This window comes from Micromonospora taraxaci (genome assembly GCF_007830095.1).
Classification (GTDB): Bacteria; Actinomycetota; Actinomycetes; order Mycobacteriales; family Micromonosporaceae; genus Micromonospora; species Micromonospora taraxaci.
This window is the reverse complement of sequence record NZ_VIWZ01000001.1, coordinates 4,697,337-4,718,802: the sequence shown is the minus strand read 5'-3', so window position 1 is coordinate 4,718,802 and position 21,466 is coordinate 4,697,337. Positions and strand designations below refer to the sequence as shown.

At 69.4% G+C, this 21,466-nt stretch carries 12 protein-coding genes; 3 read left to right on the top strand and 9 right to left on the bottom strand.

Annotation, left to right across the window (positions count from 1 at the left end; genetic code table 11):
* The first annotated feature begins 142 nt into the window (after positions 1-142).
* Positions 143-1,093, top strand: coding sequence for a hypothetical protein (locus tag FHU34_RS21300; protein ID WP_145783301.1), 951 nt, complete (start codon positions 143-145; stop codon positions 1,091-1,093).
* A gap of 22 nt (positions 1,094-1,115) precedes the next feature.
* On the opposite strand, the gene FHU34_RS21295 is transcribed toward FHU34_RS21300, so the two are convergent.
* From FHU34_RS21295 to FHU34_RS21275, 7 genes are all read right to left on the bottom strand, one after another.
* Positions 1,116-1,976, bottom strand: a complete 861-nt coding sequence (locus FHU34_RS21295; protein ID WP_145783299.1) for an oxygenase MpaB family protein — start codon at positions 1,974-1,976, stop codon at positions 1,116-1,118.
* Positions 1,977-2,053: 77 nt separating this feature from the next.
* Positions 2,054-2,353 (bottom strand): STAS domain-containing protein, encoded by a 300-nt coding sequence (locus tag FHU34_RS21290; RefSeq protein WP_145783297.1) that lies wholly within the window; start codon positions 2,351-2,353, stop codon positions 2,054-2,056.
* Positions 2,350-5,103, bottom strand: coding sequence for a SpoIIE family protein phosphatase (locus FHU34_RS21285; RefSeq protein WP_244311769.1), 2,754 nt, complete (start codon positions 5,101-5,103; stop codon positions 2,350-2,352). The genes FHU34_RS21290 and FHU34_RS21285 overlap by 4 nt, the downstream gene beginning before the upstream one ends.
* Positions 5,085-6,500 carry a sensor histidine kinase gene (locus FHU34_RS33830; RefSeq protein WP_244311768.1) on the bottom strand — a complete coding sequence of 472 codons (1,416 nt, stop codon included), beginning with the start codon at positions 6,498-6,500 and terminating at the stop codon, positions 5,085-5,087. The genes FHU34_RS21285 and FHU34_RS33830 overlap by 19 nt, the downstream gene beginning before the upstream one ends.
* Before the next feature lie 262 nt (positions 6,501-6,762).
* Positions 6,763-12,951, bottom strand: a complete 6,189-nt coding sequence (locus FHU34_RS21280) for a S8 family serine peptidase (RefSeq protein WP_145783295.1) — start codon at positions 12,949-12,951, stop codon at positions 6,763-6,765.
* 14 nt (positions 12,952-12,965) lie between these two features.
* Positions 12,966-13,118 (bottom strand): hypothetical protein, encoded by a 153-nt coding sequence (locus tag FHU34_RS33065; RefSeq protein WP_167524866.1) that lies wholly within the window; start codon positions 13,116-13,118, stop codon positions 12,966-12,968.
* A gap of 81 nt (positions 13,119-13,199) precedes the next feature.
* Positions 13,200-16,154: a helix-turn-helix transcriptional regulator gene (locus FHU34_RS21275; RefSeq protein ID WP_145783293.1), complete on the bottom strand. Its 2,955-nt coding sequence runs from the start codon at positions 16,152-16,154 to the stop codon at positions 13,200-13,202.
* Positions 16,155-16,323: 169 nt separating this feature from the next.
* On the opposite strand from FHU34_RS21275, the gene FHU34_RS21270 reads away from it, so the two are divergent.
* Complete coding sequence (locus FHU34_RS21270; protein ID WP_244311767.1) at positions 16,324-16,572, top strand: hypothetical protein; 249 nt, start codon at positions 16,324-16,326, stop codon at positions 16,570-16,572.
* A gap of 104 nt (positions 16,573-16,676) precedes the next feature.
* On the opposite strand, the gene FHU34_RS21265 is transcribed toward FHU34_RS21270, so the two are convergent.
* Positions 16,677-17,525 carry an alpha/beta fold hydrolase gene (locus FHU34_RS21265; RefSeq protein ID WP_244311983.1) on the bottom strand — a complete coding sequence of 283 codons (849 nt, stop codon included), beginning with the start codon at positions 17,523-17,525 and terminating at the stop codon, positions 16,677-16,679.
* A gap of 17 nt (positions 17,526-17,542) precedes the next feature.
* The gene (locus FHU34_RS21260; protein ID WP_145783287.1) at positions 17,543-18,376 is read right to left on the bottom strand and encodes an alpha/beta fold hydrolase; all 834 of its coding nucleotides are present in this window, start codon (positions 18,374-18,376) and stop codon (positions 17,543-17,545) included.
* Positions 18,377-18,586: 210 nt separating this feature from the next.
* On the opposite strand from FHU34_RS21260, the gene FHU34_RS21255 reads away from it, so the two are divergent.
* Positions 18,587-21,460: an AfsR/SARP family transcriptional regulator gene (locus tag FHU34_RS21255; RefSeq protein ID WP_167524865.1), complete on the top strand. Its 2,874-nt coding sequence runs from the start codon at positions 18,587-18,589 to the stop codon at positions 21,458-21,460.
* The last annotated feature ends 6 nt before the right edge of the window (positions 21,461-21,466 follow it).

Genomic DNA, 21,466 nt, shown 5'->3' with positions numbered 1-21,466 from the left:
GCAGCATTCCCGGTCGATGCTTTCTGGTCCTGGATCTTTCTCGAACTCCGTGTGGGGTAATGGGATCGGCGCTGATCTGCCGCGACATTACCGACGTCGCTCCGTCGCGTTGCCCGTTGATCGGCGTGGCTAATATGCCCTCGTGATCGAGGAGTTGATCGATAGAGCCGCCGCCGAGGATGACTCGGCGATCGAGGAGCTGACCGTGATCGCGGACAGCGATCCGGAGAAGCTGGCTCCGTACCTTGGCTCTCTGCTCGACCGCGACGTGTTGTGGCCGGGGAAGTTGTACCGGGCTGCGGACGCCGACGTGGTCCGCCGCGTCGTCGAGCGGATCGACGGTGGCGGGACGCCGGACCGGCTCAATCACCTGCTGATCATCCTGGCGCACACCGCTCATCCGCTGGCCGAGAGCGCCATGCGCCGCTGGTCGACGCATCCACCGGCCGGCGCGGACAAGCTGTACGTCGGTGTGTTGGACTACGCCCGGGAGGGCGGCTGGACGGTCGGGCCGGATGGAAGACGGCGGGACCTGTGCGGCGGCACCGCGTACCTGTGGATGATGCGCGAGGCGCCGCGCCGCGCGGACGGGGGTACCTGTCCGTGGTGTACGTCGCCGCTGTGGATCGCCGCGGAGTTGGACACCGCTGACCCAGCAGTCGGCGCGGCGCTGGCTCACACGGGTTGGTCCGGGCGGTTGGTGATCGAGACGTGCCACTTCTGTGCGTGCTACGCGACGCTGTACAGCCAGGTCACGCCGGCTGGCACCACCGCCTGGTGGGCCGGCAACACGCGCCCGGACTACCTCGGGTCCCTCGAAGCGGAGGACCCGCCGTCGCTCACGCCGATTCCCGGTGCGGTCCGGCACAGCCCTTATCAAGCCAGCGCATGGGACCGGGGTGGCTCGACCATGGGTGGCCGGCCGGACTGGATCCAGGACGCCGAACACCCCGACTGCCCCGGTTGCGGCCAACCGATGGACTATGTGGGTTTGATCGGCGGTGCGGACCTGGACGAGTACGGCGAAGGTGCCTACTACCTGCACCTGCACCAGCCGTGCGGTTTCGCCGCAGTGAACTACCAGCAGAGCTGACTACGCCAGCAGCTTTGACGTCCTACTCATGCACGCGGTCGTGCTGCGGACCGACTTGGTTGATCTCGTACCCGTCGGGGTAGCTCTTGGCCTTGATCCCGTCGGCGAACAGCGCCGTCGTCCGCGGCGCGCCGAACCACCGCTGCGACCGCGAGCGCAGCTTCAGCGCCACGTGCAGGCCGGCCCGGACCGGCCACGGCGGCGCGTCGACGCGCATCGCCTGCCGCAGTGGCGCGTCGTACATGGCACTGACCAGCGCGTTCCCCAGCGGTCCAAACGGCCGGGGGATCCGGGTGAGCATCAGCATCCGGGTGGCCCGTTCGATCGCCGCCGCGTCGTCGTTCGGCTGGAGGTGAGCAGCGTCGTGCGCGGTGAACCAGAGTTCGAACTCTTCGTACGACCCGGGGATGTCCGTGATGCCCATCAGTCGGCCGAGCTCCCGGTAGAACAGGTAGGTGGCCTGCCGCTCGTGGCAACAGGGCGGGCGCCAGCCGTACTCCTGCAGCCACCGCGTCGGAATGACCACCAGGCAGCCGAGGACGTAGCGGAAGTCGTCGTTACCGATGTCGTACGGGCGGTGGATCTGGTTGACGCGCCGCAACGCGTCCCGACCACGGGGCTGCTCGAAGCCGTTGAGCACCATCTCGTACATCAGCAGGCCGGTGTCGTCGATCCGCTTCTGGGTGCGGTCGGTCAGCTCACCGGTGGTGGTGTGCACCGCGGCGATGGCGGGGATGGAGAAGGACCTGTTGAAGGCGAGGTTGAGGCCGAGCTTCATGTCCCACGGGAACTCGTAGCGCAGCATCGTCTGGTAGATGTCCAGGTAGTCGCGCTCGGGGTCGAGGGTCCGGATCCGGTTCAGGTTGGCGTAACGGCCTTTCATCGGTGGGCATCTCCTGCCGTCGGATGTGGGTGCCAGCCCGGTTCGTCGCCTAAGCCTGGCAAAGGCCCTGAGATCTGTCAGGCAGGAGTGACTGTCATCAGGTCGGCGAGCCCGGCGATGATCAGGACGGGAGCCAGGATCGGGCTGGCGATGAGGTGGATCCGCTCGACGTGGGGGAACAGGACGGCCAGGCCCGCGCTGTCGAGGTATTCCAGTGCGGTCAGGTCGACCGTCAGCGGGCCGGGGGCAGCGTCCACGGCGCGGGTGAGGGCGTCCCCGAAGTCGGCGGCGTTGCTCATGTCGACCTCCCCGATGGCGGTCAGTACGAGAGCGCCGTCGGGCCGCTGGTCGGTGGTGAGGGTCAGTGTGGTGCTCATGGGATCCTCGCCTGCATGTCGATGGTGGTGCCGGTGGCACTGGGCGTGACGGTGATGGCGTCCATCAGGGCCCGCATGAGGAGCAGGCCTCGTCCCCGGTGGTTGCCGGCTTCCGGCTGAGGTGTCTTCCAGTGCCCGCTGTCGGTGACGCTGAGGTGCAGGCCGTCGGCGGTGGCGGTGGCCCGTAGCCGGATCCGTCCGCCCGGGTTGTCGCGGTGTCCGTGCTCGATGGCGTTGGCGCAGGCTTCGCCGGCGGCCACCAGGACGTTGTAGGCGTTGGTGGGACTCAGCCCGCAGCGCTCGAGCCAGCTTCGTAGTGCGCTGCGCACGGGTGCGAGGCCGGTGGCTTCGGCGGCGAAGTCGAGTTCCAGCGGGCCGGGGTGACGGTAGAGCAGGACCGCGACGTCGTCGTCGTATCCCCCGGGCGGGCTGAGTTGATCCATGACGTCGGTGGCGAGCGTCTCGATGGGGTGGGCGCGTCCGTTCTGGATCACCGTCACGACCTGGCCGATGCCTGCGGTGAGCGGTTGGCGGCGGCGTTCGACGAGCCCGTCGGTGTAGAGCATCAGGGTGGCTCGTGCCGGCACCCGTTCCTCGGCTTCGGGTCGCTCGGCGCTGCCTCGAACGCCGAGGGGGCGGGAGTGACCCTGGTCGAGCAACCGGGTGTTGCCGTCGGGTGAGGTGACGATGGCGGGAGGATGCCCGGCGCTGGCGTAGCGCAGCTGTCCGGTCGTCGGGTCGAGGACGCCGCAGAAGACCGTCGCGCACAGCGCTCCGGGCAACTGAGCGGCGAAACGGTCGAGTGCGGTGAGCGTGCGCGACGGGCTGGAGTCCTGCAGCAGCAGGGCACGGCAGGCGCTGCGGAGTTGGCCCATGACGGTGGCGGCTCGCAGTCCGTGACCGACGCAGTCGCCGACGACGATGCCGATCTGCCCGTCGACGAGCGCGATGGTGTCGTACCAGTCGCCGCCGACCTTCAACGGCCGGGTGGCGGGTGCGTACCGCGCGGCGAAGCCGCTGGGCAGCTGTGCGGGGCCGAGGATGGCCCGTTGCAACGCGAGGGCGGTCTCCCGCTGTTGATCGATGTGCTGCACCCGGCGCAGCCCTTGGCCGAGGTGGCCGGCCAGCAGGGCCAGCAGGGTCTCGTCCTGTTCGGTGACGGGGCGCCTCTCGCCGAGGTCGATCCACAGGGCCATCGTGCCGTGGGGATGTTCCACGGCGATTCCGACGCCCGTGGTGTGGTCCGCGACTGTGGTGAGCAGGGGCCGATCGCGCAGGTCGGTGAGCATCCGGCGGCGTTGGTCGGTGAGGGTGTCCCAGCGCTGGTGAGGATCGGTGGCGGTGATCGTCGGGGTGTGGGAGCCGTCGAAGACAGCCGCGAGAACGCGCGTGGCGCGCCACAGCCCCCGTAGCTCGTCGAGGACGCCGTGCAACGCGTCGGCGAGGTTGTCCGCTTGCGACAGGCGGATGCTCAGGGCGGCCAGTGCGCTCTCCCGTTGCACGGCGTAGTGCTCCGCCGTGACATCGCGGAAGGTGCCGACGATCACCCGTCGGCCGGTGTCCGGGTCCTGCACCTGGTTGAAGGCGGCGGCGGCCCACAGACGATGGCCGTCCCGGTGCGTCACCGGGATGGTGTACGCACCGCTGGTCTGACCCGTGAGCTGGGTGAGCGCATCGGTGACTTGCTGGTATGCCTCGGGCTCGGTCTCCCGGCTCGGCCACCACGGGGGATTGGCGGGGTAGGGAAGCCCTTCGGGGCCGTAGCCGAGGATGTCGGTGAAGGTGGTGTTGATCTCGACGACGGAGCCGTTCTCGTCGCAGACGAAGAAGGCCTCCTGAAGCGAGTCGATCAGGGCCGTGCGCCACCGGGCGTGGTGGTTGCGCAGCCGGGCCAACGTCACGTTCGTCCGCACCCGGGCCAGCAACTCGGCGGCGGCGAAGGGCTTGACCAGGTAGTCGTCCGCCCCCGCCTCCAACCCCTCGATGGAGGCCTCCTGCCCTGCCCGCGCCGACAGCAGCAGGACGGGAGTTCCCGCCGTACGAGGTTCGGCGCGCAGCGCGGCTACCAGTTGCAGACCGTCCAGGCCGGGCATCATCACGTCGCTGACGACGAGATCGGGTTGACTGGCGCGTGCCGCCTGCAGGGCCAGGTGGCCGTCGTTGACCGCCTCGACCCGGTAGCCAGCCGCGCGTAGCAGGCGGCTGAGGTACTCCCGCATGTCAGCGTTGTCGTCGGCGACCAGGATGCGTGCCGAGCCGGGCCGTGCGTCTGTCGTCGTCTCCCACCCGCTGGGTCCGGCGACCTCTGTGGGCGTGCCCGCTGACGGCTCCTGCGGGAGCCAGCGCAGCGCCTCCTCGACGAACGGTTCGGCGGCGGCGGATACGTCGCGCTCCCCGCCGGAGGCGACGGTGCCCGGCGGCAGGTGACCACTCCCGAAGGGCAGCCCGATGGTGAAGGTGGTGCCCTGGCCGATGGTGCTGTCGGCGCTGACGTCACCGCCCTGCAGCCCGACGAGTTCCCGCACCAGCGCCAGGCCGATGCCACTGCCCTCGTTCGAGCGTGACCGGGCGTTGTCGATGCGGTGGAACCGTTCGAACAGTCGGGGCATCTCCTCGGCGGGCACCCCGACCCCGGTGTCGACAACTGTCACCACCGCCCGGCCGTGCTCTGCCCGCAGCCGTACCCGGATGGCGCCGTCGAAGGTGAACTTCAGGGCGTTGCTGAGGAGATTCAGGATGATCTTTCCCACATGCCGCGGTCGATGTACACCGGCTCGGGTAGTGGTTGGCAGTCCACCTCGAAGGTGAGACCCGCGCGTTCGACGGCGGAGCGGAAGACGCTGGCGAGATCCGCGGTGACCGCGGCGAGGTCCACCGGCTCGTAGTGGGCCTGCATCCGTCCGGCTTCGATCCGGGAGAAGTCCAGCAGCGCGTTGACCAGCTTCCCGAGTCGCAGCCCATTGCGGTGCATGACCTGCAACTCCTCGCGTACCCCCTCGTCGGTGTCGCCGAGGCGGGAACGCAACTCGTCCAGTGGACCCATGATCAACGTCAGTGGAGTGCGGAACTCGTGGCTGATGTTGGAGAAGAACGCCGTCTTCGCGCGGTCGATCTCGGCGAGTTCCTCGGCCCGCTGCTGCTGCGCCTGGTAGCTGCGGGCGCTCGCGATACCGGCAGCGACGTGACCCGCGGCCAGTTCGACGAAGCCGCGGTACCCGTCATCGAGCGGTCGGTACCGATTCAAGCCGGCCACCAGGAAGCCGTACGGCGTGTCGCCCTGTTGCAGCAGCGGCACCAGGAGTGCCTGGGTGGGCGGCTGCGACCACGCCCCGGTCGGCAGGTCCCCGAACGGGGCGCCATCGAGCGGGACGAGTGGCGACTCGCCCCGCGCCAGCGCCGCCACCGGCCACACCGGGGTCGATTCGTGGGCCAAGATCGTGCTCGGGGCTGCGGAGTGACCTGCGGTTATGCCAGCGGCCGCCGCCAGACGGGCGCTGCCGTCGCCATCGAGGAGGTAGATCGCCGTGAACGGAAGGTCGAGGTCGTTGTGGCCGAGCTGTCGGCCCGCGAAGGTCACCATCTCCTCTTCGGTACGTACCACACTGGGATCGGACCCGAGATCACGCAGCGTGGTCATCCGTCGTTCGCCGACGACACGGTCGGTGTCCTCACTGACCACGCACAACATGCCGATGAGGGCGTTGTCGTCGTTGCGCAGCGGGCTGTAGGAGAAGGTGTGGTAGCTCTCCTCCCGGTAACCGGACCGCTCCAGAAACAGCAGCAACGCCGTGTCCCAGGTCGCGACGCCGGTGGTCAGCACCCGATCGATCCGAGGGCCGATGTCCGGCCAGATCTCCGCCCACACCTCACTGGCCGGTCGACCCAGAGCCCACGGGTACTTGCGGCCGAGGGTGTCACGCCGGTACGCGGCGTTGCAGAAGAAGGTCAGCTCAGGACCCCAGGCCATCCACATCGGGAAGCGTGACGACAGCAGGATGCTCACCGCCGTCCGCAGGCTCTGCGGCCACAGTGCGGGATCCCCCAGCGGAGTCGATGCCCAGTCCACCTTCGCGAGGTCACGGCCGACCTCGCCGTCACCAGCGAAGACGTCTGCCTCGTCGGACGGCCATTGCGCGGCGCTGCTCATCGTTGCGACACTCCCTCGAACCGCACGCCTGACCCGGTGGCACCGTCTCGCCGCTCGGATCGGTGCCGCCCTCCGCGCCGACGTGCCGACGGCGCAGATGCCTCGCGGAATCCTAAAGCACGTCCGGCCCGCCGGCCCGGAACGGAACATCCGGTGACGGGAGGCCGGGGCGGCGAACTCGTCCGCAACCGTCGTGGTCAGAGCCTCCTCGGCAGGAACGTCGAGGAGGCTCTGACCACTGCTGGTGGATCGGTCGGCTATCTCAGAGACGCGGGTCCTGCTGGACCTTCAGGGCGTTGAGGATCGGGTTGCTCTCGCCGTTCTCGCGGCGAAGCTCGATCGTCAGATCACCGCCGGCATGGTCGACGGTGACCATGTTGCTGTCCGCGGTCAGCGCACCCACCTTCGCCTGCACGTCGTGATCGTAGAGCGCGATCTTGCCGTTGATCAGCACATCGAAGGCACGATCGCCGGCCTTGACCTTCTCGATCTCCGCGAAGTCGAGGCCGATGCGGTACGTCCCGGCGGGGGCGTTCTTGAACACGTAACTGAACGTCCTGCCGGAGCGCTGGGTGCGGAACAGCGCGTCGTCCTCGGTTCCGGCGATGTCGGCCCTGGTGGTGTGCGCCGTGCCGCCGACGTAGCCCCACGGCCGCGAGCCAAGCCCCTGGTCGGGTGACCAGAAGAAACCGTCGGCACCGACGTACCCGGATCCGCCGACGTCGACGCCCTTCCAGTAGGCCGAGGTCGCCAGGCGGACCGGCTTGACCTGGGTCTCGCCCTTGCCGGCGTTCGACGCCACGAGCAGATCCCCGACGAGTACGCCGGGCGCGACGCCGGCGTTGTCGGCGGTCGCCGTGACGGTGGTGGACGTACCGGCCGCGAGCGTGACAGTGCCGGTTGCCGCCGGTCCCGTGAGGGTCAGCCAGGGAAGGTCGGCGGCCTCGTGCCCGCCGTCGCCGGTGCGTTTCTGCTCACTGATCCGCACCTCCAGCGGGGCGGAGCCGGTGTTGGTGACTGTCACGTCGGCAGTCGCCTTCTGGTCCTTGTCGAGGAGCCAGTCGACGTCGGCTCCGGTGACGGTGGCGATGCCGGTGGTCAACGCGGTGTCGACAACCTCGGCCTGGTCCTTCTTGGCGATGGTCACGGGGTGGCTGGCGGCGACGTAGTTCGGCGACTCGACCTGCACGGTGTTCCCGCCGACCAGCGCCTGGGCCTTCCACCGGCCCTTGGCGTCGGTCGTGATGACCCGCTCGCCGTTGGGCCCCTTGATCGTGACGATCGCGCCGGCGATCGGCTTGCCGTCGTTCTTGTCGGTGACCGTGCCCTCGATCGTGCCCGCGGCCGGAAGGGTGTACTCCAGCCCCAGGCCGGCCTTCAGGATGGGCTGATTGAAGGAGTACTGGCTCGCCGGGTTGCGCGTCAGGCTCTCCACACCGACCGTCGCCGACGACCCTCGGGTCAGCGGGTTGTCGCCGCCGACGCCGTCGCCGTACCCGATCTGGATCCGTCCGTCCGCGATCAGGGTGACCGAGAAGCTCACGCGAGCCGTCCGGTCACTGTAGAAGGCGACGTTGCGCCACTCGATGACCTGCGCCGCCACCCCGTCCACCTCGGTCTTGCCGAAGTAGATGCCTGCCTCGTCGTCGACGATGAGGTCGTCCCAGAGCGGATAGACGGCGTCGATCGGGTACGGCGACGGCAGCGCCGTGTTGCTCCCCGACGTGCTGGCCCGGTCGAAGATCAGCGTGCCGTTCGTCGTCACGGCTACGCCGTCCCAGGCCGTGTCGTAGAACGGTTGCAGGAAGGTGGAGTCGAACCACAGCACGCCGTATTCGTCGTCGCCGTGCCACCCGGACTCCTCCGTGCCCTGGCGGTAGAGCCCGTCGGTCACCTTCACCGAATACGAGCGACCGGCGGGAGCCACCGGTACGGGGCCTGGCTCCGGCTGCTCCGGCTCCGGCTCCGGCTCCGCCACGTCCGCTCGCGGGTCGAGCGTCACCCGCAGCGCGGCGATGGTCGGGGCCTTGAGGCCCTTTGAGCCCCGCAGCTCCACGGTCAGCGGACCACCCTCGTGCTTCACGACGGCGGTGCGCCAGTCCGCGGCGTTCGGCCCGACCGCCGCAGCCGGGTCGTACGCGTACTCGGTCAGCGTTCCGTCCACGAGGACGTCGAACACCCGCTTGCCCTTGGCCACGTTCTCGATCTCGGCGAACCCGAGGTCGATGGCGTAGGTGCCCTTGGGCGCGTCGGGGAAGCGGTAGAACAACTGCTTGTCCGGCGTGGTGCGCTGCGACTGGAACAGGGTGTCGTCCGTCGTGCCGTCGATCGCGGTCTTCGTGGCGGTGACCTTCGTCTTCCCCTCGTAGCCCCACGCCTTCTTGCTGGCGGCCTGGTCGGCGGACCAGGTGTAGCCGGAGCTGTCGGTGAGCTTCGCGCCACCGGCGTTGACACCGACCTGGTACTTCGTGGTCGTGAGCGTCACCGGGACGTAGGTCTTGGACTGGCGTCCGGAGTCGGACCTGACCACGATGTTCGCGCCGAGGACCCCCGGCTTGGTGTTCTTCGTGGAGATCGAGACCTTGACGGTCGTCGACTGACCCGGAGCGAGGGTCCCACCGGTCGAGGAGAGCGACAGCCACGGCAGGTCGGTGATCAGGTCGTCTTCGACGTCGACCAGCACGACGTCGTCGGCGAGTTGGTCGGCCGCCCACAGCGCCCCGGTCGCGTCGGTTTCGAGGCCGCCGCCCTGGCCCACCTTCTGGCCCGGGAACCACCACGCGTTCACCAGCGAGCAGTCGTCGGGGTCGATCTGGAGTAGACGGCTGGGCCGGTTCGAGGTGAGATCGGTGTACCAGATGGTGTCCGACGCCTGGTTGTAGGCCAGGCCCATGACCTCGGGCAGTGGTGGGGCGCAGAAGGACAGCAGCGCGCCCGGGTTGTCGTGGGACGTGCCGGCGACAGTGCCGATCTGACCGTTCCTCCGGCCGCCGACGTAGAACACGTCCTCCGTCGGGTTGTAGGCGAGTCCGGTCAGCTGCAGCGTGGACCAGTCACCCTTGATCTGCCTGGTCTCCTTGCCGGTGTCCCGGTTGAAGCAGTGGATGTAGCTGGCCGGGCTGTCCTCCATCTGGCACATGTCACCGGTCTTGGTGTCGAGCGCCAGGTCGAACGCCCGGTACGCGGGGTTCCACGCCGCGTCGAAGACCTTTCCGGTCTTCTTGCCGGTCACCGTGTAGGCGGTGTTGGTCCGGGCGTTGTAGTCGTGGACCCAGACGTCGCCGTCGTACCCGATGCCGGAGGGCTCCTTCTCGGCGATCGTGCCGGGAATGGTGATGCGGGTGATGACGTCCCCGCCGGAGGTCGCGCCGACCTTGGCGGCCGCCTGCGCTTCCGCGGCGCTCGACGTCGCGGCCTTGCCGTCGACGGTCGACGCCTTCATGCCGCTCGCGCCGGCCTTCCAGGCGGCTAGGTCGATTGTGCTGGCCGCACCCGTGCCGGTGCGCGCGGTGGCGCCGGCGGCGTCGAGCTCGGGGTGCCGCGCGGCCTCGCCCAGGGTGTACGTCAGAGGGGCGGAGCCGGTGTTGGTCAGCGTCAGCGAACCCACGCCGTTCTGGTCGGTACCCAGCAGCGTCTCGAGGCCGTCGGCCTTCAGGCCGGCGACACCCGTGGTCAGGCGGGCGTCGATCTTCGCGTGCGCGTAGAGCTTGTCGAGCGAGAAGGGGTACGACGCGGTCGTGTAGTTCGGCGTGTCGACAGTCATGGTGTAGTCGCCGACCGGAAGCTGGCGGTGCACGATGCCGGTTCCGTTGGTCGTGACGGTCTCGACGAGCCCGTCCTTGTCGCTGAAGGAGACCTTGGCGCCAGCCACCGGCAGCCCGTCGTTCTGGTCCACGACGGTCGCGTCGAGGTACCCGAAATCCGGCAGGTCGTAGGTGACGACCATCCCGTCGCGCAGCACCGGGGCGTGGTCGGAGAACCGGATGCCGTCGACGCCGGCCCAGCCCTGGATGCCGGTGACGCCGGTCGCGCCGGCGGTCACCGGGTCGTCGCTCCCGACACCGTCGCCGTACCCGAAGATCACCGTGCCCGAGCGGGTGAACGTGGCCGAGAAGCTGACCGGCGACGTGTACTCCGACCGGACCGGGTAAGCCCAGAGCTTGGTGTTGCGGTACTCGACGACGAAGGCGTCCTCACCGTTGACAGTGGTGGCCGCGGTGAAGACACCACCGCCGGAGGCGAACTCGACAGGGCTCTCCAGGTAGAACGGGAAGGCGCCCGCGCCGCCGTAGCCGGGTCCGGTGCTGCCGTCCGGAGAGATGATGCCGCGCAGGCCGACACCGAGGGTGTCGTGGCTGCCGTTGTAAAGCGCGATCGGGAACGGCAGCTTCACCGTGGCCCACACCCCGCTGGTGAAAGCGACCGGGTCGGTGCCGCGCAGGTACTCGCCCTCCGAGACGGCGCAGCTGTAGCCGCCCTCGTCGACGACGAGCCCGACCGCGATCTCGCGCGACTCGTTCTGCGCGCCGACGGTCAGCGGGACAGTGGTGGGGGAGAAGCAGGCGTTGGGTTTGACGGTCAGCGTGTACCCGCCCTCGGGAACCGCGCTGATCGTGAACGCGCCGTTGGCGTCCGTGCGTACCGGCTTGAGCGGCGTGCCCGTGACGGAGACGTCGGCGTTCGGGACGGGCCGCTTCTTGTCGTCGACGACCCGGCCGCCGATGTCGTGCTTCGCGGCGGCCGCGAGCGGCAGCGTGACGGAGGTGTCCTGGCCGAGGGTGATCGTGACGTTGGCGGTCGCGGTCAGGTAGCCGAAGACCTTGGTGCTGAGTTGGTAGTCGCCGACCGGGAGGTTCGTGGTGAACCGGCCGTCCTTGTCGGTGCCGATCGACCGGCTGAACGGTCCGCTGATCGTCACCTCGGCGGCGGCGACCGGGGCGCCGTCGGCGGTGACGACACCGGTCAGGGTGCCGCCCTTGCGGGGCGCGAGCTCGAGCAGGCGGACGAGGTCGAGCCGGCCTTCGCCGTACTTGTTGTTGATCTGGGCGGTGCCACCGCACTCGGTGTCGTCGACGTCGACGGCCGACTCGCCGAGCAGACGGCGCGTCTCTTCGACCTGCCCGACGAGGGTCGGGTCGTAGCTCCACAGCGCCGCGACGGCACCAGCGACGTGCGGTGACGCCATCGAGGTGCCGGACATCTCGACGTAGCTGTTGTTCGGGTACGACGACAGGACCGCGTCGCCCGGAGCGGAGATCTCGGGCTTGATCCGGCCACCTTCACCCTCTCCCTTGCGGGAGAACAACGCGAGCGTGCCGTCCGACGAGTACGCGCCGACGGAGTAGGCGCTCTCGGCGGAGCCGGGCGACGAGACGGTGTCGCAGGCCGCGTACGGCACGGTGTTACCCGATGACCAGGTGCTGAAGATGCCCGCCGCTGACCATGCCTCGTCGATGGCCCGGAAGAAGTCGTCGAAGTTGTGCTCGACGGTCTGGCCCCACGAGTTGTTGACGACGTGGGGACGCTTGGACGGGTCGGGGTTGTTCCCCTGCAGGTCGGTCGGGGCGAGCAGCCACCAGCCGGACCGCAGCAGCGACTCGACACCGGTGTTCTCACAGCAACCGTTCGTCGCGATCCACTGTGCGTCCGGGGCGACGCCGACGTGGTTGGTGCCGTCGTCGCCGACCATGGTGCCCATGGTGTGTGTGCCGTGTCCGTTGTCGTCGCACGGTGCGCCCGTGCACGTGCCACGGGTGGCCATCCAGTTGTAGTTGTGGTCGACGGTGCCGTCGGGCTTCGCGCCACGGTACGTGTTCAGCAGGGCGGGGTGGTCGAACTGGACACCCGAGTCGAGGTTGGACACGGTGATGCCCGCACCTGTCGCACCCATGGCCCATGCCTGCGGGGCGTGGATGGCGTCCAGACCCCAGGTGGAGGTGCCTGCCTCGGCCGTGGCCTTCGGAGCGGTGGGGCGGGCAGCCTGGTCGGCGGGGACCTTCTTGTCCACCGGCTCGACCAGCGCGACCTGCGGCGTCGCGTGGATCTTGGCGACCTGCGCCTTGGAGGCCACGGTGAGGGCGAGCTTCTCGGTGCCCCCCTTGACCAGCACGGCGTTGGCGATCGGGTACGAGGTGTACTTGACCCCTGCCCGGTCGAGCTCGGGGGAGACCATCGCCAGGGACTTCTTCGTCGCAGCGGTCAACGCGTCGTAGACGAACTGACCGCGAGCGGTCCAGTCGGTGATCTTCTTCGCCGGCTCGAGGTCGGCCCTGGTGTCGAACGTGATCCAGAAGTCGGGGGCCTTCTCGGTGCGGAAGCGGTCCGTCAGGTCCGAGGCGATCTTCTTGCCTGCCGCGCCGGGGTCCGGCTCAGCGGCGGACGCCGGTAGTGGCTGGACGACGCTCAGGCCGACCACAGCGGCAAGCGTTGCCGCGAGGGCTCTCAATGTCATGGGGGTCCTTCCGCCTACAGGGGTTGGTAGGGGTCGTGGCTCTCGTGGCCGTCGGCGTCGTGGGCGTCGGAGGCGTCGGGGGCGTTGTCGTGCGGATCCCGAGGCAGCTCGAGAGGTGGCTGGTGCTCGATCGCGGAGTCGTCACGCGCGACAGGTTGCTCAGGCATGCATCGCCCTACGGCTATGGATCATGCAGCCATGCTCGGCGCGGACGAGTGACCTTAGCTATCCAGCGGATACGTCAATTTTCACGACGCGTCGCTGACGGAGTCCTCTTCCGCGAACACTCCGGCCTCCACTGCCTTGACCGCGAGCGCGGTTCGGGAGGTCACCTTCAACTTGCGCATCGCCGCGCGGAGCTGCTGATCCACAGTGGCCGGTGACTTCGCCAGAATCCGGCTGATCTCCCGGTTCGTCTTGCCGGCAATGACCAGCTGGACCACATCGAGCTCGCGAGGTGAGAGTTGGTCGCCGTACCCGCGTCGGCCGCCGCGCCACAGTCGCGGAACGTCGGCGCCGTGTTCACGGAGTCGGTGCGCGACACGGTCGGCGTCGCCGCGAGCGCCCATCCTGAACAGCTGCTCGTACTGTGCGGCCAGCAACTCCCGGCCCTGATGGACCTCGCCGTGCGCGACGAGCGCCTCGGCTTGACGCTCACGGGCGAGCATCGCCTCGTAGGGGCGCGGCAACGCGCTCCAGGCACGCGCCGCGCGATCGTGTGCCGTCGCCGCCCGGCCGTGGTCCCCGGCGGCGGCGACCAGCAGGGCGCGGCACACGGTGAGGGCGGCGCGGGGCGCAGGCGCCGTACGGCCACGCAGTCCTCTGGCGAACTGGTCGCTCAGGCGTGTCGCGGCCGAGAGGTCGCCTGCGGCGAGGAGCGCCTCGACCCGGGCAGGGACGAGGTCCGTCGCCCAGACCCAGATGCCCTTCTTCAGGACGGTCTCCATCGGCTCGTTCGTGATCTGCAGCGCCCGGGCGCTGTTACCGTCCGCCAGCCAGAGTCTGGCCAGCGCAGCGGCGGCCTCCATCGTGTCGTCGGCTGCGCCGAGACGGGCAGACTCCTCCAGGACGAGCCGGAACTGCTCCTCCGCCGCGCGCCGCCGTCCGGCTGCGGCCGCCAGCCGGGCAGCGAGGCGAATGCTGCCGAGGTAATGAGCCGGCCGGTCCCGGTCGGCATCGGCGAGCGCCGCGCTGCGCTCTGCGAGCCCCTCCCACTGGCCGGTGAACCACGCCAGGTTGGCCTGTTCGAGTCGGACGTTGTGGTGCAACCGGGACGCCTGCTCGGCATCGGCGAGACGCAGGGCCACGTCGAGGTGCTTCTCCGCGTCGGCGTACCGACCCCAGATCAGGGCGCCGGTCCCGACGTTCGCGTGGATGCGGGCCACGTCGAGACGCTCCGCCGAGGTCGCGCCGTCGATGGGCAGGCCGGCGACGACGTCCCAGGCCTCCTCCTCACCGAGCATGAGTAGCGCCGCGGCGCGGTTACCGGCCAGGTTGAGCCGCTCCGCGGGAGAGGCGAATCCGGCGGTGAGTTCGGCGGCGCGGTCCAGCCAACGCCGATGGGTCGACGCCGGCCATGGCCCCGCATACGCCCATCCCAGGTACGTCATCGCCCGAGCCGCTTCGAGCGGGTCATGGTCGAGGTTGGCCACCGCCTGTTCCAGCTCGCTGAGTGCGGCCCGCGCCTCACCCCCGGTGATCAGGAGCCGGCCCAGGGGGTTACGGATCTCGGCCTGCTGACGGGCCGAGAGACCGGGGGTCTCCAACACCGAACGCAGGGTACGGATCACGCGGTGGTAGACCTCGTCGACAGGTTCACGACGGCCCAGTGCGGCAACTCCGGCGATACGCGCGACCCGTGCCCGGCCCTCCGTGGGCAGCACCGCCCACGACAACAGATCGACCAGCAGGTCCACCGCCTTGGTGTGGTCACCCGAGGCCATGGCCAGCTCGGCGCTCTGCTCGGCGTACCGCGCCCAGGACTGCGTCTCGCCCGCCTCACGGAAGTGGCGGGCAAGGCGTGCGAGAGGCGGCGGGTGGATGGTCTCCACGGCCCGGCCGGCCAGCAGGTGGAAGTGTCTGCGGTCGGTCAACGGGATAGCTTCGTAGACAGCCGTGGCGGCCAGCACATGCCGGAATCGCCACCGGCCGCGGTCGTCTCCGTCCAGGACCCCGGCGTCGGCCGCCTCCGCGATAGCGCCTCGACACGCTGCTGGCGACAGTCCGGCGGTTATTGCGATCGTGGCGACCGATGACCGTTCGCCCAACGTGGCCGCGGCCCGCAACACCTGCTGCGCCGTCGGCGACAGACGGCCCACCCGCTCCCGGGTGGAGTCACGCACCGTTGGCGGCACCTGTAGCTCACGCAGCTTCAGCCGAACCCACTGTCCGTCGCGGACGACGAGGTCGGCGCGGTCGCACATGAGGCGAACCGACTCCTCCAGTGCCAGCGGAACGCCACCGGTCCGCTCGTGCATGAACGTCGTGAACTCCTGCGAGATTGGGTTGCCGTCGAGCATCGAGGACACCAGCGCCGCCGTGTCGGCGGGCCGCATCGGTGCCAGCGCGATCCTCAGCTGGGTCACGCCAGCGGGCAACCGGGACGTCAACCGCAGCAACAGCGACCCGACGTCCACCTCCTCCGGCCGGTACGAGACCACGAGGCTGGGCCCGTCCGAATGCTGGCGGGAGGTGACGAACAGCAGGAACTCCAAGGTGACCTCGTCGGCCCAGTGCGCGTCCTCGAGCACGAGAACGTCGACACGCAGAGCCCGCAGCAGCTCGTCCAGGGCGCGGAAGAGGCGATGCCGTGCCGCCTTCGCATCGTCCAGGGGCGGCAGTGCGGGCGGCAGGTCCGACGACCACTCAGGGAACAGGGGCCGTAACGCACCCGCGAGCTCGGTGAGCCGCAGTCGCGGCACCGGACGGTCGATCCCGCGGAACGCGTCGACGATCGGCCCCAACGTCAACGACTCACGAAGCGGTGGGCACACCGACACCAAGGCCGTGCGCTCGTCCGGCGCGGCCAACCACTCTCGCAGCAGCCGGCTCTTCCCGATCCCCGCCTCGCCCTCCACCAGCACGATCGCCGGTGGCCGGGCCAACGCCCCCCGCAGCGCCGCCATCTCCCGGTCACGTCCCACGAAACGTGGCGTGGAGACCGTCGGTGAGGTCCGGTCGTCCTCGGGCGAGGGGTCGAGCATGCGTGATGATCTCGCTTTTCCGTGCTCGGGCACAAGTACCAGCGCGGCGACCACCGGGGGGCGGGGGACCTGATCAGCGGTGACCGGAGCGGGCGGCACGGGCGAGGATCGGGGGGCGAGCAGCCGGCGGTGCGCCGACAATGGAGGAATGAAGCGAGAGGTGGGCTTGATGCGGTTGACGGGGACGCGGGCCAACGGCGCGGTGGCGACCGGCGCGGCGGCCACGGGCGCGCGGGCTGCGGGGGCGGCCTCGTTCGGAGCCCTCGCCGTCGGGGCGCTGGCCGTCGGAGCGGTCGCCGTCGGGGCGTTGGTCATCGGGCGGCTGACGATCCGCCGGGCGATCGTGCGGGAGCTGCGCGTCGGCCGGTTGGAGATCGGCGAGTTGGTGGTGCGCAGCCGAACCGCTGCTGAGGACTGACCACTCCGGCCGGCGGGCCATGCGGCGCACCCAGCGGCCGGCCGAGAGACCCTGACCAGGACGCCGTGGCATCGCGGTGAGCGATGCCACGGCCTCCCGTCGTGTCAGCTGGTCGCCTTGGCGGCAGCCTCGATCTGATTGGTGACCGCGCCCGCGTCGGTGACCATGGACAGGTGCGGGGCGTTGATCTCGATGGTGTGTGCCTTGGCGCGCTTGGACATCACGACCTGCTGGGCGGCCGGGATGACGGCGTCCTGCTTGCCGATCACGGACCACGAGGGGATGGTGCGCCAGGCCGGCTCGGTGGCCTCCTCGGTCAGGGCGTTGTAGGCCAGGGGACGTTGCCGGGAGGCGAGCACCGCGACGTCCTTGGCGGGGATGCTCTTGTCGGCGAACGCCGTGCCGTAGACCGACGGCTTGACGTAGAGGTTGACGTTGTGTGGGTCTTCGTCGTTGGGGTTGGCAACCACGTCGAAGACGGTGGACGCTTCGGCCGCGAAGACCGAGCCCGGCAGGGCCGAGGTCAGCGAGTACACACTGTCGTGCTGGTCCGGGATGTACGCGTCCACGTACACCAGGGCCTTGACCTGCTCATCACCCAGAGCGGCGTTCGTGATCACCATGCCGCCGTAGGAGTGCCCGACCAGGACGATCGGTCCGCTGATGGTGTCCAGGTACGCGCGGAGGTTCTTGGCGTCCTTCTCCACGCCCGACAGCAGGTTCGGCGGGGTGACGACCCGGTAGCCGTCGTGCTGGAGCTTGGCTGCCACCTTGTCCCAGCTCGACCCGTCCGCCCACGCGCCGTGCACGAGCACGACGGTCGGCTTGGCCGCCGCGGGGCGCGACTGCCCGACGTGGTTCGTCGAGGCCTGCGCGGTGCCGATGCCGGCACCAACGAGGGTGAGGGCGCCGATGGCCACGCCTACGGAGATGACGCGGCGCCGCAAGGACATTTTCACGGTGTTTCCTTTCACTTCTTGAAGAAGTCGAGCAAGGCGTCATTGACCTGGTCGGCATGCGTCCAGGCAATGGCGTGTGGGCCGCCCTCGATGACGAGCAACTGCGAATCCGCGACGAAGGTGGACACCCGCTGGCCGGTCACCCCGATGGGTAGGACCCGGTCCTGGTCACCCTGGATCACGAGAACCGGCACATCAATCTTGGCCAGGTCTTCGCGGAAGTCGGTGAGCCAGGTCGGGATGCACGACACGGCGGCGACCGGAGAACCGGCAACGGCCACGTTCACACTGGCCTGGAATGCCTCGTCGCTGACCAGCGAGCCACCGTAGACGTCGAGGTTGTAAAAGTTCTGCAGGAACTGCTTGAGCCACGCCTCCCGGTCTCCCCGAGCGGCCTGGATGAAGCCGTCGAACAACGACTGCGGTGCGCCTTCGGGATTGTCATCCGTGCGCAGGAGGAACGGCGGGATCGGCGACATCAGCACGGCCTTCGCGACCCGCTCGGTGCCGTAGCGACCCAGGTAACGGGCGACATCGCCGGTCCCCATCGAGTGACCGACGAGGATGGCGTCGCGTACGTCGAGTTCCGTGAGCAGCACGTTCACATCGCTGGCGAACGTGTCGTAGTCGTACCCGTCAGTGGGCTGGCTGGAATTGCCCCAACCCCGCCGGTCGTACGTGATGACGCGGTAGCCGGCGGCGAGCAGTGCCGAAACCTGCTTCTCCCAGGCCTTTCCGCTCAACGGATAGCCGTGACTGAGGACCACCGGGGTGCCGGTGCCGTGATCCTCGTAGTAGATGTCGATCGAATCGGCTCCCTCTGAGCCAACTGTGACATGGGGCATGCGCACTCCTTGGGCTTGCGTTCCGCACGTGGGAACCCTGCCGAAGGTACGGATATGGCACCGGTTCGCGAATCACCCAAAACACGTAGTCCCCGTGTTTGTCGACCGACCTAAGGACAACGAAAGATGGGGGATGCGGGGAACCCGGGGCGCACCGCAGGCTGGGCCGAAAAGCGAAGCCGCTGCCCTTCCATCTCTAGGATGTCAATCGTGACGACGCCCGACCGCAGGCCCCCGGACGTGCCGCAGTCCCGCTGCGAGTTCAAGGTCTTCGGGGGTCTTGGCTGCCGGCGGGACGGCTCGGACGTCGATCTCGGCCCGGTCCGCCAGCGGATCGTCCTCGCCAAGCTCCTCGCCGCCGGGGGTGACGCGGTCGGCCTCGACAGCATCGTCGACAGCCTGTGGGGCGAACAACCGCCGGCCAGCGCCGCCAACCAGATCCACCGGCACGTCGGGAACCTCCGGCGGATCCTCGAACCGGACCTGGACGTCCGCGAGACCGGCAGGTACCTCCTACCAGCCGGTACGGGCTACCGACTGGTCCTCGCGACCGAGGACTCCGACCTGGCCATGTACCGCGAGCTGGTCCGTAGGGCCCGCGAGGCGCTCGCCGGCGGGGATGTCGTGGCCGGCGTACAGGCGTACCTGACAGCTCTGGAACTCGGCCGCAGCCCCGCGTTCACCGACCTGCCGGCGAGTGCCTTGAGCTCGCCGGAGTTCGTCGCGATCGAACGGGAGCGCGTCGCGGTGGCGCTCGCGGCCAGCGAGGCCGCGATCGCCCACGGCATGGCTGGCGCCGCACTGACCCCCCTGGTGAGCGTGGCCGCCGCAGCGCCGATGGACGAGGCGTTACAGGCCTGCCTGATGCGCGCGTACGTGGCCACCGGTCACCGGGCAGAGGGCGTGCGGGTCTTCGAGAGCACCCGCCAGCGTCTTGCCGAGGAACTGGGGGTGGACCCGGGTCCGGAACTGCGGGAGGCGTACCGGGAACTGCTCGCCAGCGGCTGGACCCCGCAGGACGAGCCACCCCCGCCGGACGTCCCCCGGCCCGCGCAGTTGCCGCCGCCGGTCGCGGGTTTCGTCCGACGAAACGGCGTCGCCGCCGTGCTCGACGACCAACTGTCCGACGCGTTCAGCGATGCGACCATCGTGATCACCGTGCTCGGCGGTATGGGTGGCATCGGCAAGACCGCTCTCGCCGTGCACTGGGCCCACCAGATCGCCGACAAGTTTCCCGACGGCCAGCTGTTCCTGAACCTGAGGGGCCTGGATCCGGACGGACACGTCATGTCGTCGGAGGAGGCGCTCGCCACGTTGCTCGCGTCACTGGGCGAGCCTGCGGTGGCGTCACCGCGGGAGACCGTCGACGCGCAGGCGGCCCGCTACCGCAGTCGCCTGTCCGGCCGTCGCCTCCTTGTTCTCCTGGACAACGCACTCGACTCCGACCAGGTCCGCCCGCTGCTGCCGGCCTCCCGGGGATGCCTGGTCATCGTGACGAGCCGGCACCGGATGACGAGCCTGGTCACCCGGGAGGGCGCCCGTTACGTGCAGGTCGATCGGCTGACCGCCGCCGAGTCCCGACAGCTCCTGATCAACCGCCTCGGAGCCCGCCGCGCCACCGTGGACCCGGAGTCGTTGGACAAGGTCATCACGCTCTGTGCCGGGCTGCCGCTCGCACTGGCGATCGTCGCGGCCCGCGTGGCCCTCAATCCGGCAGTGCCGTTGAGCGCGGTCGTCAGCGACGTCGCGGCGCCGGCCGCCAGACTCGACGCGTTGTCCAGCGCGGACTCGTCCGACGATGTCCGGTCGGTGTTCTCGTGGTCGTACCGGGCGCTCGCCCCTCCGACGGCGCAGGTGTTTCGGGCCCTCGCCGTCCATCCGGGTCCAGGGATGTCGCTGGAGTCGGTGGCCAGCATCGTAGGAGTCGGTCGCACACGGGCTCGCCAACTACTCACGGAACTGGTGACCGCGAACCTGCTCGACGAGTCGCAGTCCGGGCGGTACGTCCTGCACGACCTGCTGCGGGCCTATGCGGCTGAGCTCCTCGACGAGGATCACCAACGACCGGAGTACGAGCGGCGTCTCATCACGCACTACCTGCACTCCGCCCGCGCGGCGTACGCGAGGCACCACCGGCAGCCAGCCGGCACGCTCGACGAACCGCCGCCGGACGTGATGCCCGAATCGTTCGACAGCGTGCCCCGGGCTGCCGCCTGGTACAGACGGGAACGGGCCGCGCTGTGGGCGACCATCGATGTGGCCCTCGCACACGGCCTGCGGCGCGACGCGGCGGCCATGGTCCTCGCCGCCTCGGCACCGGGCAGCAACTCCATACCCCCGCGCCGGACACACACCGTGCTCGCGATCCTCGACATGGTCAACGTGCTCGGCGAGCCGTTGATGGAGGCCGAGCTTCTCCGCACCGTCGGGGAGGCCTTCGCCCCGCTGCCCCGGGCCGACGAATATCTCCGTCGATCCCTGTCCATCTTCGACGGCGCCGGAGAGATCGCCGGACAAGCCGACGTCCTGCGAAACCTCGCCGTGCTCTCGTTGTCGCGCGGCGACCACGACGCCGCCATCGCCTACGGGGAGCGCTCGGTCGCACTGGCCCGGCAGACGGGGCGCCAGGAACTCCTCGCCGTCTCGCTGCTGACACTCACGAGAGCGCTCCTGGGGACCGATCGGTTCGAGGCTGGCACCCGGGCCGGCGACGAAGGGCTGACCATCGCGGTGGCGAAGCACCTCGATCACCTGAAGATCTACTACGCACAGCTCATCGCGGAGTCCTCCTGGAAACACGGCAGGCTCGAACGAGCGGTGGAGGTGTCGGAGTGGGGACTGGCCGAAGGCGTCTCCGAGTCGAATGGTCCCCGGTGCGCCGTCGCGGCGATCCTCGCGCGGGCCGCGTTCGACCTCGGCGACCTGGCGCGCGCGGAACGGGGCTGCCAGCAGTTCGAGAACCTGATCGCCGACAACGGCTTCCGGGAACTCATCGAGGTCTCCGGCATCGAGCAGGCCGAGGCCTACCGGACCATGGTCGCGTACGTCCGGGCCCGGCTGAGCCTGATGAGGGGCGCGTCGTGAGCGGGT

What these genes read in the sequence shown, in the direction of transcription:
- FHU34_RS21290 (WP_145783297.1), bottom strand. Translation starts at nt 2,353, where the DNA reads ATGAGCACCACACTGACCCTCACCACCGACCAGCGGCCCGACGGCGCT.
- FHU34_RS33065 (WP_167524866.1), bottom strand. Translation starts at nt 13,118, where the DNA reads ATGCCTGAGCAACCTGTCGCGCGTGACGACTCCGCGATCGAGCACCAG.
- FHU34_RS21280 (WP_145783295.1), bottom strand. Translation starts at nt 12,951, where the DNA reads ATGACATTGAGAGCCCTCGCGGCAACGCTTGCCGCTGTGGTCGGCCTG.
- FHU34_RS21275 (WP_145783293.1), bottom strand. Translation starts at nt 16,154, where the DNA reads ATGCTCGACCCCTCGCCCGAGGACGACCGGACCTCACCGACGGTCTCC.
- FHU34_RS33830 (WP_244311768.1), bottom strand. Translation starts at nt 6,500, where the DNA reads ATGAGCAGCGCCGCGCAATGGCCGTCCGACGAGGCAGACGTCTTCGCT.
- FHU34_RS21270 (WP_244311767.1), top strand. Translation starts at nt 16,324, where the DNA reads ATGCGGTTGACGGGGACGCGGGCCAACGGCGCGGTGGCGACCGGCGCG.
- FHU34_RS21265 (WP_244311983.1), bottom strand. Translation starts at nt 17,525, where the DNA reads ATGTCCTTGCGGCGCCGCGTCATCTCCGTAGGCGTGGCCATCGGCGCC.
- FHU34_RS21260 (WP_145783287.1), bottom strand. Translation starts at nt 18,376, where the DNA reads ATGCCCCATGTCACAGTTGGCTCAGAGGGAGCCGATTCGATCGACATC.
- FHU34_RS21295 (WP_145783299.1), bottom strand. Translation starts at nt 1,976, where the DNA reads ATGAAAGGCCGTTACGCCAACCTGAACCGGATCCGGACCCTCGACCCC.